The 15,755-nt window shown below is 73.3% G+C and carries 13 protein-coding genes; 6 read left to right on the top strand and 7 right to left on the bottom strand.

Going from position 1 to position 15,755, the window contains the following annotated elements; genetic code table 11:
* Nucleotides 1-34: 34 nt before the first annotated feature.
* A complete protein-coding gene (locus tag BJY14_RS47480) occupies nucleotides 35-3,616 on the bottom strand; it encodes an AAA family ATPase (protein WP_179847532.1) in 3,582 nt (1,193 codons plus the stop codon).
* Between the two features lie 204 nt (nucleotides 3,617-3,820).
* Here BJY14_RS47480 and BJY14_RS47475 point away from each other — a divergent pair, with 204 nt between their 5' ends.
* Nucleotides 3,821-4,159, top strand: coding sequence for an STAS domain-containing protein (locus BJY14_RS47475; protein WP_179847531.1), 339 nt, complete (start codon nucleotides 3,821-3,823; stop codon nucleotides 4,157-4,159).
* Here BJY14_RS47475 and BJY14_RS35125 read toward each other — a convergent pair.
* From BJY14_RS35125 to BJY14_RS35105, 5 genes are all read right to left on the bottom strand, one after another.
* Nucleotides 4,156-4,929 carry an SGNH/GDSL hydrolase family protein gene (locus tag BJY14_RS35125; RefSeq protein ID WP_179847530.1) on the bottom strand — a complete coding sequence of 258 codons (774 nt, stop codon included), beginning with the start codon at nucleotides 4,927-4,929 and terminating at the stop codon, nucleotides 4,156-4,158. The two genes, BJY14_RS47475 and BJY14_RS35125, sit on opposite strands and share 4 nt — an antisense overlap.
* A 111-nt stretch (nucleotides 4,930-5,040) precedes the next feature.
* The gene (locus BJY14_RS35120) at nucleotides 5,041-5,655 is read right to left on the bottom strand and encodes a GTP-binding protein (RefSeq protein WP_179849839.1); all 615 of its coding nucleotides are present in this window, start codon (nucleotides 5,653-5,655) and stop codon (nucleotides 5,041-5,043) included.
* A gap of 34 nt (nucleotides 5,656-5,689) precedes the next feature.
* Complete coding sequence (locus BJY14_RS35115) at nucleotides 5,690-6,145, bottom strand: DUF742 domain-containing protein (protein ID WP_179847529.1); 456 nt, start codon at nucleotides 6,143-6,145, stop codon at nucleotides 5,690-5,692.
* A 30-nt stretch (nucleotides 6,146-6,175) separates the two neighbouring features.
* Nucleotides 6,176-6,625 (bottom strand): roadblock/LC7 domain-containing protein, encoded by a 450-nt coding sequence (locus tag BJY14_RS35110; protein ID WP_173396277.1) that lies wholly within the window; start codon nucleotides 6,623-6,625, stop codon nucleotides 6,176-6,178.
* Entirely contained in the window at nucleotides 6,622-9,645 is a 3,024-nt protein-coding gene (locus BJY14_RS35105; RefSeq protein ID WP_179847528.1) for a nitrate- and nitrite sensing domain-containing protein, read from the bottom strand. The genes BJY14_RS35110 and BJY14_RS35105 overlap by 4 nt, the downstream gene beginning before the upstream one ends.
* A gap of 602 nt (nucleotides 9,646-10,247) precedes the next feature.
* Between BJY14_RS35105 and BJY14_RS35100 the strand changes: the two genes are divergently transcribed.
* The 5 genes from BJY14_RS35100 to BJY14_RS35080 all read left to right on the top strand — a co-directional run bounded on the left by BJY14_RS35100 (nucleotide 10,248) and on the right by BJY14_RS35080 (nucleotide 14,993).
* On the top strand, nucleotides 10,248-11,228 hold the full coding sequence (locus tag BJY14_RS35100; RefSeq protein WP_179847527.1) for an ABC transporter substrate-binding protein: 981 nt from the start codon (nucleotides 10,248-10,250) through the stop codon (nucleotides 11,226-11,228).
* Nucleotides 11,228-12,004: an ABC transporter permease gene (locus tag BJY14_RS35095; protein WP_179847526.1), complete on the top strand. Its 777-nt coding sequence runs from the start codon at nucleotides 11,228-11,230 to the stop codon at nucleotides 12,002-12,004. Before BJY14_RS35100 ends, BJY14_RS35095 begins: the two co-directional genes overlap by 1 nt.
* A complete protein-coding gene (locus BJY14_RS35090) occupies nucleotides 12,001-12,804 on the top strand; it encodes an ABC transporter permease (RefSeq protein WP_179847525.1) in 804 nt (267 codons plus the stop codon). Before BJY14_RS35095 ends, BJY14_RS35090 begins: the two co-directional genes overlap by 4 nt.
* A 52-nt stretch (nucleotides 12,805-12,856) precedes the next feature.
* Nucleotides 12,857-13,642, top strand: a complete 786-nt coding sequence (locus BJY14_RS35085) for an ABC transporter ATP-binding protein (protein WP_179847524.1) — start codon at nucleotides 12,857-12,859, stop codon at nucleotides 13,640-13,642.
* Nucleotides 13,643-13,730: 88 nt separating this feature from the next.
* Nucleotides 13,731-14,993: a flavin-dependent oxidoreductase gene (locus tag BJY14_RS35080; protein ID WP_179847523.1), complete on the top strand. Its 1,263-nt coding sequence runs from the start codon at nucleotides 13,731-13,733 to the stop codon at nucleotides 14,991-14,993.
* 83 nt (nucleotides 14,994-15,076) lie between these two features.
* On the opposite strand, the gene BJY14_RS35075 is transcribed toward BJY14_RS35080, so the two are convergent.
* Complete coding sequence (locus BJY14_RS35075) at nucleotides 15,077-15,688, bottom strand: TetR family transcriptional regulator C-terminal domain-containing protein (RefSeq protein ID WP_179847522.1); 612 nt, start codon at nucleotides 15,686-15,688, stop codon at nucleotides 15,077-15,079.
* Between the last annotated feature and the right edge of the window lie 67 nt (nucleotides 15,689-15,755).

The following is a 15,755-nucleotide window of genomic DNA, read 5'->3' as shown; positions in this document are numbered from 1 at the left end:
GCCGGAGCGCGGCGAGGTGATCGGGAGGGCCCGGTCAGATGTAGAGGCCGTAGCCTCCCTGCTCCTCGCGGGGCGGGGCCTCGGGCAGGTCCTCGGGGCGCAGCAGCGCGACCTCGGCCGGGTCGATCTCGCCCGCCGCCGCGTCCTCCTTGGCGGTGATGCGCTGCGCCTGCCGGGAGATCGCCGCCTCCAGCAGGTTGCGGACGAGACGGGCGTTGCCGAACGAGGAGCCGCGCGGCTGGGCCGCGACGAGGCGGCGCAGCCCGTCCAGGATGCCGGGGGCGAGCGCGAACCCGTCCTCCGCCGCCATGAACTCGAAGATCGTGACGAGCTCGTCGTCGGAGTAGTCGGGGAACCGCAGCCGCTTCGGGAACCGCGACTTCAGCCCCGGGTTGGCGTCCAGGAAGCGCTCCATCTCGGCGTCGTAGCCCGCGACGATGACCACCAGGTCGCCGCGGTGCTCCTCCATCAGCCGCAGCAGCTCGGCGATCGCCTCGTGGCCGAAGTCGCGCCGGTCGCCGCCGCCGCCGGACGCCAGCGTGTACGCCTCGTCCACGAACAGCACGCCGCCGAGCGCGCGGCCGACCGCGTCCCGCACGCGCGGCGCGGTCTGCCCGATGAACTCGGCGACGAGGTCGGCGCGGGTGACCTCCACCAGGTGCCCGGACGACAGCAGGCCGAGCCGGGCGAACACGGCGGCGATCAGCCGCGCGATCGTCGTCTTGGCCGTGCCGGGGTTGCCGGCGAACACCATGTGCCGGGCCGGGGGCGCCGGGGAGACCTTGGCGTCGCGCCGCAGCTGCTCGGCGCGGACCTCGGCGACCAGCGCGGCCACCTCCCGCTTGATGTCGGCGAGGCCGATCAGCCGCTCGACCTCCGCGAGCGGGTCGCCGGGGACGTCGTCGCGGCCGCGGGTGAGGGTGTCGGGGACGTCCTCGGGCAGGATCACGTCGAGGGACTCGTCCTCGTCGACGATCCCGTCGGCCAGGACGCGGCGCCCCTGCATCGCGACGGCCCGTTCGAGCAGGTTCGTCATGATGCGGACGTTGCCGACCCCGCGCTCGCGCGGCGCCGCCTCGACGAGCGCGCGCACCTTGTCCAGGACGCCGGGGGCCAGCTCGAACCCCGAGTCGGCGGCCTTGGCGGTGAACACCTCCACCAGTTCCTCGTCGGTGAGGTCGGGGAAGCGGAGCGTGCGGGGGAAGGCGGCGGCGAGGTCGGGGTGGGACTTCAGCAGCCCGTTCATCTCCGCCGCCGGGCCGGTCAGCACCACGACGAGGTCCTCGGTGTGCGCCTGGACGCTCGTCAGCAGCACGTCCAGCACCTCGCGGCCGCGCGCCGCGTCCGACGCGGCCGAAACCAGGGCGTGCGCGTCGCGGACGACCAGGACGCCGCCGTGCGCCTGCTCCACCGCCCGGCGGACGCGCAGGACGCTCTCGCTGGCGTACTCGCCGAGCAGGTCGGCGCGCTCCACCTCGACCGTGTGGCCGGACGACAGCACGCCGAGGTCGGCGTAGATCCGGCCGAGGATCTGCGCGACCTTGCCCTTGCCGGTGCCGGTGTTGCCGGTGAAGACCAGGTGCCGCAGCCGGGTCCGGGCCGTCATGCCCGCCTCGCGGCGCAGCCGGGCGGCCTTGGCCTCGGCGACGAGCGCGTCGACCTCGCGCTTGACGGGCTCGATGCCGACGCAGGCGGCCAGCTCGGCGAGCGGGTCGGAGTCGGCGGGACGGCCGGCGATGAGCCGCTGCGGCAGGTCCGCGGCGGTGACCTCCAGGGGCCCGGCGTCGGTCCCGTCCTCCCGGGCCCGCCGGTCCGCCTCGGCGACGGCCCGGCTCGCCATGTGCTCCACCAGGCGGGCGCCGCGCAGGTTCAGCATCGGCGGGGTGCGGCGGAGCATGGCGCCGGCGGCCGCGGCCGTCTCCGCCCCGGCGCGCGCGCCGAGCCGCGCGACGGCGAGGGTGAACAGCTCGGCGAGGTCGTCCTCGGCGAAGTCGCGGGTGCGGGCGACGTCGAACGCCCGGACCAGCGCGGGGTTGGCGTCGAAGAGCCGCCGGTCGCCGCCGGGGCGGCACAGGGCGACGACGTTGAGCGACGGCGAGCGCGCCATGAGCCGCCGCAGTTCCTCCGCGGCGGCGGCGCCGCACCGCTCGTGCGCGGCGAGCTTCTCCAGGTCGTCCACGACCAGGAGCATGCGGCCCTCCAGGCAGTCGCGGACGCGGGCCTGCAGCCACAGGACGGCGTCGCTCACGCCGAGGGAGGCGAAGACCTGGTCGGAGATCCACAGCGCCTCGCGGACGGCGCCGCCCTCGCCGAGCGCGCTCTCGACGATCTCGGCGGCGGTGCCCTTGCCGGTGCCCTCCGGGCCGGCGACGAGCAGCCGGACCGGCCGCTGGCCCGCCAGCCGCGCCGCCACCGCGTCCTGCAGCGCCCGCGACAGCTCCGGCTGGCCGATGAGCGGCGGGCCGCTCCGCGCACCGGGCTCGGCCCGCTCGGCGGGGGCCGTCCGCGAGCCGTCCTCGCCGGAACCGAACTTCAGGGTGTTGAAGACCCGGCGGACGGTGAACAGCCGCCGCAGGTCGGTCTGGAACGGGCGCACCGGCACCCGGCTGCGCGGGCTGACCGGCGCCTCCGGCAGGCCCTGCACCGCGCCGGTGAACCGCACCGCCATGTCCAGCCAGGCGCGGGCCGCGTCCGCCGCGCCCGCGACCAGGCCGCGCGCCAGCCACGCCCGCACGTCGTACTGCCACGCCTCGGCGGCGAAGCCGTCCCGCGCGGCGCGGAACCGCTCCTCCACGTTCTCGTAGCGGGCGGTGCCGAGCACCACCGCCAGTTCGGCCGGGACGACCGCGGCGTCGGCCGCCAGCAGCAGCCGCGCCAGCGCCACGTCGGGCTCGTCGCCGTCGGCGACGGCCCCGGCCAGCCCCTCGTGCGCGGCGTCCAGCCCCTCGCACACCCAGCCCAGGTAGCCCACCGGGCCGGCCAGCTCGGGCAGGACGGCCAGTTCCTCCTCGGTCAGGCCGGAGACCCACAGGTCCTCCAGCCGCCGGTTGGGGACGGTCATGTCCGCCTCGCGCAGCGCCGGGTCGGCGGCGCGCCGGTCGAACAGGCCCATCAGGGCCCGCCGGCGCCGCTCCAGCGGCTCCAGGCCCTCGAAGACCTCCAGCCCGGCCCGCGCCAGCTCGAACATCACCGCGCGCCGCTCCCGGTCGTCTCCGGCCGGCTCGGGCAGCCACAGGCCCGGCGGGCGCCACCGCCCGCCCTGGGTGAACCACGCGGCCGGGTCCCGGACGGCCGACTCGGGCGTCGCCAGGAACGCCGACAGCAGCTCGTAGTCGACGTCGCCGCGCGACCCGCCGCGCACCGCCGAGGCGCCCAGCAGGAACGTCAGCAGCGACCACTGCTCGGCTCCCGCCGCGCTGGTGTCGCTCCCGTAGAAGTCACTGAGCTGCCGCGTCAGCACGACGGCGCGCTGGTCGGTGTTGTAGGCGACCGCGCGCTCGCGCATCTCCTCGTACAGACCGTCGGGCACGCGCCAGGGGCCGTACGCGTACACATCGAGGACCGGCTCCTCAGTGAGCAGCACTTCGAGATGGTCCGGCAGCCGGGGGGAACTCACCTGGGGTCGTCTCCTACGCAGCGGATCGTCGAGGCAATCACATCCGACAAGCACCTTACGGCGCGTCACGATCACGCACACCCCTGTTGCGGCGGGTTGGCAGGCGGCCCGGCGTCCGCGATAGTTGTCGGACGGAAACTATTCGCCGGACGAGTCCGGCCAAAGCAGCACACAAGAGGGGAACCCCCCGTGTCACCTTTGGAAGTGACCACACGGCCGGACGGCGGACGCGCCGTCCTCAGGCTGTGCGGAGAACTCGACGTCGCCGGCTCGCAGGAGCTGCGCGTCCACCTGAACGAGGCCCGCCGCGAGCACGGCGACCACCTCGTGCTGGACCTCACCGACCTCGAGTTCATGGACTCGGGCGGACTCTCGGTCATCGTCGCCTGCTACAAGTCCGCCACCGCGGCGGGCGGCAGCCTCGTCCTCGCCGGGCCCCGGCCCATCGTCCGCCGCGCCCTGGAGATCACGGGCCTGCACCGGCGCATCCCCGTCAAGAGGACCCTCCAGGAGGCGCTGGCGACCGAACCCGACCCCGCCTAGAGCGGGAGGGGGGTGGGGCGCTTCGGGCCGCGGCCGTCGCCGGAGGAGCGGCGCGTGGCCCGGCGGCCGATCCACGGCAGCAGGTACGTCCGGGCCCAGTGGACGTCCTCGCGCCTCATCGTGAGCCAGTCGGCGCGGTCCAGGGGCGGCCAGGGCTCGCGCCAGTCGCTCTCGACCGGGACGCCGACCACCCCGGCGACGTAGAGCGCCATGCGCCGGTGCCCCTCGGGCGACAGGTGCAGGCGGTCCTCGTACCAGGCGCGCGGGTCGTGGAAGACGCGCAGCGGCCACAGGTCCACCACCGCGCAGCCGCGGTGGTCGGCGATCGCGCGCAGGTGCATGTTGTAGGTGGCGGCCTTGCCCCGGATGCGGCCGCCCGCGCGCAGCCCGCGCGGATCGAACCCGGTGAAGACCACGACGCGGGAGCCGGTGGCGCGCAGCCGCCGGACCGCGTCGTCGAACAGGACCGCGGCCGCGTCGGGGTCCGCGCCGGGACGGATCATGTCGTTGCCGCCCGCGCAGAGCGTGACCAGGTCGGGCGAGAGGCCGACGGCGATCGGCACCTGGTCGTCCACGATCTGCCGCACGAGCTTCCCCCGGACGGCGAGGTTGGCATAGCGCAGGCCCGGGTTCAGCGCGCCGATGTGCTCGGCGAGCCGGTCCGCCCAGCCGCGGAAGACGTCGGTCTCGCCGGGGTAGGGGTCGTTCAGGCCCTCGGTGAAGCTGTCGCCGATGGCCACGAAGGTGCCGATCTTCTCCGATGCGCTCATCGCAACCCCCAGCGCGGACTCATGCTCGATCACGACGAACAATCATGCATCGTGCACACGACCTACGCGACCGTAGCCACCGCCAGGACCACGCCGCGCCCCCGCGCGCGGCTATGTCCAGCTTGGGGAGGTGGTGCCGATTTGCCCGCCGGGGGCGCCCGGCGCGGGGGCGGCCGCCTGCGCCCCGGCGGCGTGCACCGTCATCGCGTGCTTGACCAGCGTGATCAGCACCTGCTTGGTGGACTCGCGGCTCCGCGCGTCGCACTGCACGATCGGGACGTGCGCGCTGATCGACAGGGCGTCGCGGATGTCCTCGACGGCGTACTGGAACTCGCCGTGGAACCCGTTGACCCCCACCACGAACGGCAGGCCGAGCTCCTCGAAGTAGTCCACCGCGGCGAAGCAGTCCTCCAGCCGGCGGGTGTCGACCAGCACGACGGCGCCGATCGCGCCGCGGACCAGGTCGTCCCACATGAACCAGAAGCGGTGCTGCCCGGGGGTGCCGAACAGGTAGAGGATCAGCTCGCTGTCCAGCGACACGCGGCCGAAGTCCATCGCGACCGTGGTGGTCGTCTTGTCCGGGACGGCCGACAGGTCGTCCACGTCGGCGCTGGCCGCGGTCATCACCGCCTCGGTGGTGAGCGGCATGATCTCCGAGACGGAGCCGACGAAGGTGGTCTTGCCGACGCCGAAGCCGCCACCGACGACGATCTTGACCGAGGTCAGCTCGGTCTCCCCGCCGTGCGGCCCCGGCACGTGGTCAGAGCTTCCGAAGGCCACTGAGCACCCTTTCTAGCAAGCGGATGTCCGGCTGTCCGCCGGCGGTGGTGGGGGACTGCGACTGGTGCAGGCGCAGCAGCCCCTCGACGGCCATGTCGGCCACGAGGACCCGCGCGACCCCGAGCGGCAGGCGCAGCAGCGCGGACACCTCGGCGACCGAGCGGGCCGACCGGCACAGGTCCATGATCGCCCGGTACTCCGGGGTCAGCACGGCCACGTCCCGCGGCGGGTAGGGCGCCGCGGTGACGAGGGCCTCGATGGCCAGGTCGTACCGCGGCCGGGTGCGCCCGCCGGTGACCGCGTACGGGCGCACGAGCGAGCTGCCGTCGCGCTCGTCCCGCTCGGGAGGACGGCCCTGCACGGGGGCCCGCCCCTGGTCACCCGGCCAGCGGCCGCCGCCTCCGGGACCGCCCCCGAAGGGACTGCCTCGATCCATGTCGCCGACCTCCGTCAGAGTCAGTCACGGTCAATAGCGGGCGGGCCCGGCGCCCATCTCGGTCACGGAAGGCCCCGAGTACGGGGGCTGCTGCTCCTGGGCGCGCAGGGCGGGAGTCAGCACCCGTCCCACCCGCTCCACCAGGAGCGTCATCTCGTAGGCCACCAGCCCGAGGTCGCAGTCGGGCGCCGCCAGCACCGCGAACACCGAACCGTTCGTGATGGACATGACGAACAGCAGCCCGCGGTCCATCTCCACGACGGTCTGGTTCACCCCGCCGGCGTCGAAGATCTTCGCCGCGCCCTGGGTCAGGCTCATCAGCCCCGACGCGATCGCCGAGAGCTGGTCCGCCCGCTCCGGCGGGAAGCCCGCCGAGTAGGCCATCGGCAGTCCGTCCGAGGAGACCACGACGGCGTGCGCGACCTTCGCGACACGGTCCGCGAAGTTCGTCACCAACCAGTTGAGATCCTGCCCGCTCACCGGGTGCCTCCTGTCTCGCCGTCACCCTGTGACGGCACCTCACCTGATGTGCCTGTGCCACGAGCCTCATGGCGTCCCCGGTGGACGCCGCGCTGCAGGCTCGCGAAGCGGTTGCGTACAGCGTCGGCCGACTGGCCGGGACCCTGCTCCTGCTGTCCCTGCGGCTGCCCCGGGGCCTGCTGGCCGATGACCGGCATGCCCTGCGTCGGCGCCTGCGGCCCGAGACCGGCCCCGGCGGGCGCCGGACGGCCCTGCGGCGGGCCCGCCGGCGGCTGGGGCGCGTCCTGCGCCCCGCGGCCGACCGCCCCGGGGATGCGGTTCTTGCCGGGCACCCGCTTGGGCAGTCCGACGTTGGTCCGGCTCGTCGCCACCGGCTCGCGGGCCGCCTCGGCGGCGCGGAAGCCCGCGTCCGCCGGGGACTCCCAACTCTTGGCCGGCTCCTCGCCGGACGCGCCCCCCGACCTGCGCATGAACCACTCCGACTGCATCGCGTCGAAGATGGGCGAGCGCTCGGGCGGCCGCGGCGGGGCCTTCGGCTCCGGGGCCGCCGCGGCCCGCGCGGCCGGCTGGGGAACGCGCGGCTCGGGGACGGAGGCCTCCGGCACGTGGGGCGCGGGCGCCATGGGCGCCGGGGCGACCTGCTCCAGCGGCCCGGTCTCCCACGGGATGTGCCGCCCGCCGCCGGAGTCGGGCACCATCGGCTGCGCCTCCGGGACGACCGGCTGCGGCCCGGTCCGCCCGCCCGGCCGGTAGGCGCCGTTGGTGCCGGCCTCTTCCTCCGGCGGGCGCTCGCTGCGCGGCTGGAAGAGCCCGTTCGAGGAGCCGCCGTCGGACGGGCGGCTCTGCAGATGCGTGCCCGGCTCCCGGACCGGCAGCTCCCCCGGCCTGCGCGGCGGCTGCCCCTCACCGGTCCCGTAGGGGTCGTTCGCGGGAGTGCGCGGGTCCCGCGCGGGGCGCCGCTCGGCGGGCGGGACCACGGGCTGCGCGCCCGTGCCGTAGGGGTCGTGCGCGCCCGGGGACGGGATCGGCCCGGTCTCGGAGACGCTCGGCAGCGGGCCGGTGGCGCCGCGGGCGGGCCGCAGCGGGCCGGTGCCGCCGACCATGGGGTGCGCTCCCGTGCCGCCCGCCATGGAATGCGGTCCGGTGCCACCGCCCATGGAGGCGGCGGGCCCGTAGTCGTCCTGCCGGAACCCGCCCGAGGGCGGCTCGGCGGCGGGGGTGGTGGTGAGCGCGGCGAGCTGGTTGTGGGAGCCCGCCTCGCGCGGGGCGAGGCCGGGGCGGGTGCCGATGCCGGCGGACTCGCCCGGCGTGACCACCGCGTCCGGCAGCACCACGAACGCGGTGAGGCCGCCGCCCTGGGCGGCCCGCAGCTCGACGCGGATCCCGTGCCGGACGGCCAGGCGGCCGACCACGAACAGGCCCATGCGGCGGGCGGCGGAGAAGTCGATGACGGGCGGGTTCGCCAGCCGCCAGTTGGCCTGCTCCAGCTCCTCGGGCGACATGCCGACGCCGTTGTCGGTGATCTGCAGCATGCAGCCGCCGCCGCTCAGCATCTGCCCCGACACCGTCACCTTGGTGTTCTCCGAGGAGAACACGGTGGCGTTCTCCACCAGCTCGGCCAGCAGGTGGACGAGGTCGTTGACGACGGGGCCGGCGACCGTCATGTCGCCCTGAACCCGCAGCGCGACGCGCTCGTACTGCTCGACCTCGGACAGCGACGCGCGGACGACGTCGATGAGCGGGACGGGCTGGTTCCACCGGCGCACCTGCTCCTGGCCGCCGAGGACGAGGAGGTTCTCGCAGTTGCGACGCATGCGGGTGGCGAGGTGGTCCAGCCGGAACAGGTTGCCGAGCTGCTCCTCGTCGCGCTCGCTCTGCTCCAGCTCCTCGATCAGCCGCAGCTGCCGCTCGATCAGGGACTGGCTGCGGCGGGAGAGGTTGACGAACATCGCGTTGATGTTGCCGCGCAGCACGGCCTCGTCGGCGGCCAGCCGGACCGCCTCGCGGTGGACCTCGTCGAACGCCCGCGCGACCTGGCCGATCTCGTCGGTGGAGTCGATCTCGATCGGCTTGACCTCGATGCCGCCCGCGGCGGCCTCCGGGTCGCGCAGCCGGTCGACCAGGCCGGGCAGGCGCGCGTTGGCGACGTCGAGCGCGCCGGACTGGAGCCGGCGCAGCGGCCGGACCAGCGAGCGCGCCATCACGATCAGGGTCGCCAGCACGACCGCGAGGACGAGGAACAGCAGCACGCCGTCCCGGATCGCCGCGGTCTGCGCACCGGTCCGCGCGTCGTCCGCCGAGGCGGCGAGGTCGGCGGCGATGCGCTTCTCGACCGCCCGCAGCTTGTCGACCCGCGCGGTCGAGTCGGCCGTCCAGGAGCGGGCCGTGCGGACGCCGAGCCGGACCTGGAGCTGCCGGGAGGAGTCGGCGACGGCCAGCGTCTGCAGCCGGGTCACCTCCGCGCGGTCCAGCTCGGGCCCGGTGACGGTGTCCTCGTACAGCCGCAGCTGGGCGGGTGTCGCCGAGCTGCGGAAGGCGGAGATGCTGGTGTTCATGTCGGCGCGGGCGTCGTCGACCGCGGCGCGGTCGAGGGGCTCGAACCGCCCCTCCCAGAGCGCGGACGACAGCAGGGCCCGCTCGCGGGACGCGGCGTCCTTGGCGTTCGCCAGGTCGGCGAGCGCCAGCGCGCTCTGCGCGAGCTCGGCCGTCGGGGCGTCCTGGGAGATGAGGATGTGGAAGGAGGTGAAGTCGTCGACGAACTCGGTGTACTTGTCGATGATCACCCCGGGGCCGAGGCGCGCGGACGCGGTGCGCAGCGCGGGCAGGTCGTCGACCCGGTTGAGGACGTTGCCGACCGCCAGCCGAAGGCTGGTGGAGTACAGCTCGACGTCCGCGGCGGCGGCGCGCACCTTGCGGGCGTCGGCGTCCACCGCCTCCTGCCGCGCGGCGAGCGCCTCGGCGCCCGCGGCGCGCCCGCCGCCGGCGGCGCGCTCCGCCATCGCGTCGCGCTCGGCTTCCACATCGTGCGCGAGCGCGGTCAGTTGATTACCGAGCGTAGCCAGCTGGCCGGTACGGCTATAGGCTTCGGCGTTGTCCAACGACACCGAAACGCGGTAACCCGCAAAGAGTGCGGCCACGATCGTGGGCACCGCGATGAGGGCGAACAGGCGCGTGCGCACTCGCCAGTTGCGCAGCTTGTACCGCCCGCCGCGGGAGCCTCGCTTCGGGGCGTCGTCCCTGGCAGACGGGCCTGGCTGGGGGGATTGCGGGGCCATCTCGGCCCCTTCTGCTTTCCGCACTGCCCTCCGCTACCTCTCAATGGGGTCGATCGCTCGCGGCGTACAGTGGCCTGAACGGGATTCGGGTCGCATCGCTCACCCACGCCACTGGGGGCGAGCGCGAGATATTGCAACACAGAGCCACCATCATGGCCAACCCGAATGATCACACAAGTCTGGACTTGTGATGCAGGAGATGCGAATGTCACAGACTGTTATCCCATGTTCACATAATTGCACATAATCCTCTCATCTCACCCAAGCCACACCCACAGTGCGCTACGCTCCCGCCTCGTTTGAAAGATCAGGTTCGACGTGCTTCCCCCGCAAAATGGAGCCTTGCCATGCCTGCTTCCCACCGCCGTACAGCCGTCACAGGCGCGCTAGCGATCGCTCTGACGCTCTCCGCCGCGGCCTGCGGCTCTTCTGAGAAGAAGTCGGCCAACGGTCTGGAGAAGTCCGAGATCACTCTCGGCAACATGACCGTCGCCGACACCGCGCCCGTCCAGCTCGCCATCTCCAAGGGACTGTTCAAGGCCGAGGGCCTGACTGTCAAGACCCAGGTCATCCCGGGCGGCGCCGCGGGCATCCCCCTCCTGAAGAGCGGCCGGCTCGACTTCAGCATCAGCAACTACGTCTCGCTGCTCACCGCCGGGTCCAAGGACCCGGGGTTCAAGCCCAAGATCGTCGTTGAGGGCATGCAGAGCGCGCCGAAGACCCACACGCTGATGGTGCGCAAGGACTCCCCGTACCACACGGTCAAGGACCTGGCCGGCAAGAAGATCGCCGTCAACACCAAGCGCAACATCGCGACGCTGCTGGTGCGCGCCGCCGGCAAGCCCCAGGGCGTCGAATTCGACGAGGACAAGAACTTCGTCGAGGTCCCCCCGCCCGCCATGGAGCAGGCCCTGAAGTCCAAGAGCGTCGAGGCCGTCCAGGCGATCGAGCCGTTCGGCACCCAGATGCAGCAGTCGATGGGCGCCCGCATGGTCGCCGACCTGTCCAGCGGACCGACCGCGGACTTCCCGATCGCGGGCTTCGCCACCACCGAGAAGTTCGCCAAGGAGAACCCCAAGACGGTCGCCGCCTTCCAGCGCGCGCTGCTGAAGGCGCAGGGCATGGCCGCCGACCGCAAGCTCATCCAGGACGTCCTGCCGACCTACGCCAAGGGGATCGACGCCAAGGTCGCCTCCACCATGAGCTTCGGCACGTGGCCGACCACGCTGAACGCCACCCGCCTCCAGCGCGTGGCCGACCTGATGCAGCAGTTCGGCTACCTGGACAAGCCCCTCGACGTCAAGCCGTTCATGGCCACACCCGCTTGATGAACCACCGCCGTATCGTTCTCGGCGCCGCCGGGGTCGCCGGGCTGGTCGCCGTCGTCGAGGTCGTGAGCCGTTCCGGCCTCGTCGACGAGACCGCCCTGCCCCCGGCGTCGACCGTCCTGCGGGAGGCCGCGAAACTGGCCGTCGACGGGGAGTTCCTCGCCGACGTCGGGGCCACGGTCACGGCATGGTTCGGCGGGCTCGTCCTGGCGGTGCTCGTGGCGGTGCCGCTGGGCGTGCTGCTCGGCTCGGTGCCGGTGCTCGGCACCGCCTCCCGCGCGCTGGTCGAACTGCTGCGCCCCATCCCGTCGGTCGCGCTGATCCCGCTCGCCATCATCCTGTTCGCCGACCCCACGCAGATGAAGATGTCCTTGATCTTCTACGCCTGCCTGTGGCCGATCCTCATCAACACCCTGTACGCGCTCCGCGACGTCGATCCGGTCGCCAAGGAGAGCCTGCGCAGCTTCGGCTTCGGGACGCTGTCGGTGCTGTGGCGCGTCTCCCTGCCGAGCGCCTCGCCGTTCATCGCCACCGGCATCCGGATCGCCGCCTCCGTCGCCCTCATCGTGGTGATCAGCACCGAGCTCCTGGCGGGCGGCGTCAACGGAGTGGGGATCTACCTCGGCGACACCCAGTCCGGCGGCGGCCGGACCGACCTGCTGCTGGCCGGCGCCTGCTGGGCCGGTGTGCTGGGGCTGCTGGCCAACACGGCCCTCTTCGCACTGGAACGGATCGTGTTCCGCTGGCAGACCGCCCGCGTGGAGGGGATCGCATGAGGGCCCTCGGAGCGCTGCGCGGATCGGTCGAGCGGGTCTGGCTCGTCGCCCTCGCCATCGCGCTGTGGGAACTGGTCACGCGCGCGGTGGACGAGACCTACTTCCCCCCGCCCACGAAGATCGTCGACGCGCTGCACGAGCTGTGGTTCTCCGGACCCGCCTCCCAGGGGTTCCTCACGGACAAGGCGGTGGACGACTTCTCCACCAGCCTCACCCACCTGTTCGCCGGGTGGGCGGCCGCGGGAGCCGCCGGAGTCCTGCTGGGCGCGGCGATCGGCCGGTCGCGGACCCTGTACGACCTGCTGAACCCGGTGCTGGAGTTCCTGCGCGCGGTTCCTCCGCCCACGCTGGTGCCGTTCTTCATCATCGTGTTCCAGCTCGGCGCGACCATGCAGGTCGTCACGATCGCCTTCGGCGTGGTCTGGCCGGTGCTGCTCAACACCTGCGACGGCGTCCGCACCGTGGACCCCCTGCAGCTGGAGACGGCCCGGGTGTTCGGCGTCGGCCGGCTCCGCAGGCTGCTGACCGTCACGCTCCCGGCGGCCTCCCCCAAGATCTTCGCGGGACTGCGGGTGGCGTTGTCGTTCGCGCTGATCCTGATGGTCATCTCCGAGCTGTTCGGCAGCACCGCGGGCATCGGCTCCGAGCTCATCGGGGCCCAGCGCTCGTTCGAGCTGCCCCGGATGTGGGCCGGGATCGTCATGCTGGGCCTGCTCGGCCTCCTGTTCAACGGGGTGTTCATGCTTCTGGAGCGGCGTCTGCTGGCCTGGCACACTGGCGCGAAACGGCTCGCGAACTGACGATGTCCCCTATGCCGAACCTGACGACACACACACAGCAAAGGCGGCCGTGGTGCTTCAGATAACCGGCCTCAGCCATTCCTACGGCGACGGCCACCGAGCCATCGACGGACTCGACCTCACCGTCCCGGACGGCCAGCTGCTCAGCATCGTCGGCCCTTCCGGCTGCGGAAAGTCCACCCTGCTGCGCTGCATCGGCGGGCTGATCCGCCCGACCGCCGGGACCCTCACCCTGAACGGCGAGCCGATCGACGGCGTGCCCGACGACCTCGCCGTGGTGTTCCAGGACTACAGCCGCTCCCTGTTCCCCTGGCTGACCGTCCGCGACAACGTGGCGCTGCCGCTGCGGCGGCGCGGGAAGGGCCGCTCCGAGCGGCGCGCCGCGGCGCAGGAGGCCCTGGAGTCCGTGGGCCTCGCGGACGCGGGGCGCAAGTACCCGTGGCAGCTGTCGGGCGGCATGCAGCAGCGCGTGTCGATCGCGCGGGCCCTCGCCTACCGCCCGTCGCTGCTGCTGATGGACGAGCCGTTCGGGTCGGTGGACGCGCAGACCCGGGAGGACCTGGAGGACCTCGTCCTGCAGATGCACCGGACCGGGAAGATGACGATCCTGCTGGTCACGCACGACATCGACGAGAGCGTCTACGTCGGCGACCGGGTGGTCGTGCTGAACCGCTCCCCCGCCCGCGTGCACGCCGACCTGCCGGTCGACCTGCCCTCGGCGCGCGACCAGATCGAGACCCGGGGGACCCCCGAGTTCGTCCGGCTCCGGGCCGAGGTCGGGCGGCTGGTCCGCGGCGGCGCGAAGGTGCCCGGCGCGGCGCCGGCGAAGACCGGCTGAGAACGGCCGCCACGTGCGGCGACACGAACGAGACCGGCGCGGGCGGGCCGCCCGGCCGGTCGCCCCGACACCAACGGGAGGGTGATTCATGCGCGTACTCATCGTGGGGGCGGGCATCGGCGGGCTCACCACCGCGCTGAGCCTGCACGAGGCCGGGGTCGAGGCCCTCGTCGTCGACTCCGCCAACCGGCTGCTGCCGCTCGGCGTCGGCATCAATCTGCTGCCGCACGCCGTCCGGGAGCTCACCGAGCTGGGGTTCGCCGACGAGCTGGCCGAGACCGGCATCCCGACCGGCGAGATGGTGCACTTCGACCGGCACGGCGGCCGGATCTGGGCGGAGCCGCGCGGACGCGCGCTCGGCTACCACTGGCCGCAGTACTCGATCCACCGCGGCGAGCTGCAGATGATGCTGCTCGACGCCGTCCGCGCGCGGCTCGGCGAGGACGCCGTCCGCACCGGGACCGTCTTCGAGGGCTTCGAGCAGGACGGGACGCAGGTGCGGGCGCGCCTGCTCGACCGGGCGTCGGGCACCGCCGAGACGGTGGCGGCCGACGCGCTGGTCGGCGCGGACGGCCTGCACTCCGCCGTCCGCGCGCAGCTGTACCCGGACGAGCCGGCGCCGCTGTGGAACGGCATCAGGCTGTGGCGCGGCATCACCGAGGCCGACCCCATCCTGACCGGGCGGACCATGGTCGTCATGGGCAGCAACGCCACGTCGAAGATCGTCGTCTACCCGATCTCGATGCGGACCGAGCGCCGGGGCAGGGCGCTGCTCAACTGGGCCGCGGAGGTCAGGCTCGCCGACGACCGGCTGGACTGGGACCCCGACTGGAACAAGGCCGGCCGCCTGGAGGACGTGCTCCCCTACTTCGCGGACTGGAAGTACGACTGGCTCGACTTCCCCGCGCTGATGTCCCAGGCGGCGGAGATCCTGGAGTACCCGATGGTCGACCGGGACCCCGTCGACCGCTGGACGTTCGGCCGCGTCACGCTGCTCGGCGACGCCGCCCACCCGATGTACCCGATCGGGTCCAACGGCGGCTCCCAGGCCATCCTCGACGCCCGCGTCCTGGCGCACGAGCTGGCCGCCTCCGGCGACGCCGCCGAGGGGCTGCTCGCCTACGACAAGGCGCGGCGCGAGCCGGTCAACGCCATCGTCCGCGCCTGCCGCGACATGCCGGCCGACCGCGTCCTGCACACGGTCAGCCAGCGGGCGCCGCAGGGCTTCACCTCGATCGAGGACGTGCTCAGCCCCGACGAGCTGAACACGATCAGCGGCGCGTACCGGCAGACCTCGTTCTCCGACGTCGAGGCGCTGAACTCCCGCCCCTCCTACACGGCGGCACGCTGACGGCACCGGCGGGCGCACGCTGACGGGCGCGGTGAGGCGGTCGCCTCGCCGCGCCTCCGGCTTTCGCGCGCGGGACCTCCGGCTCAGGCGGGGGTGACGGCGGCCAGCCGCGCGTCCACGGCGCGGGCGGCGCGGTCGTAGAGGGACGGGTCGTCATGGAGCAGCGCCTGCGCCGCGCCCGTGCGGCACAGTGCGTCGAGCTCGAAGGCGAGCTGGGCGACGTCGGCCTCCGCCTCGATCTCGCCGAGGTCGCGCGCCTCGCGCAGGCAGCGCTCGACGAAGGCGCTCCAGTCGCGCTGCGACGCGGCGATCGCGTCGCGGACGCGGCCGGGGCGGGCGTCGAACTCGGCCATCGCGGAGTGGAAGAAGCATCCGCCGGGGAAGACGGGCTCGCGCTGGTAGCGCTGCCAGGCGTCCAGCAGCGCGCGGACGCGGCCGATCCCCTCGGGGACGGCGAGCGCGGGCTCGACCACGTGCGTCCGGAACACCTCGGCCGCCATGCGGACGGTCGCCAGCTGGAGCTCCTCCTTGGACCCGAAGTGGGTGAACACGCCGCTCTTGCTGATCCGCAGCTCGGTGGCGAGCCGGCCGATCGACAGGCCCTCCAGGCCGTCGGCCGACGCGATGTCGGCGGCGCGGCGCAGGATCGTGCCGCGCGTCTGCTCCCCCTTGACCAGCCGTCCGTCGGTGCTCATGGGATCAATCTGCACGACCGTTCGTTCAAAGTCAATGCGCCGGACCCCTTGACGCGGGCCGTCTCGC

This window comes from Actinomadura luteofluorescens, assembly GCF_013409365.1.
GTDB lineage: Bacteria > Actinomycetota > Actinomycetes > Streptosporangiales > Streptosporangiaceae > Spirillospora > Spirillospora luteofluorescens.
This window is presented reverse-complemented; position numbering and strand designations above follow the sequence as displayed.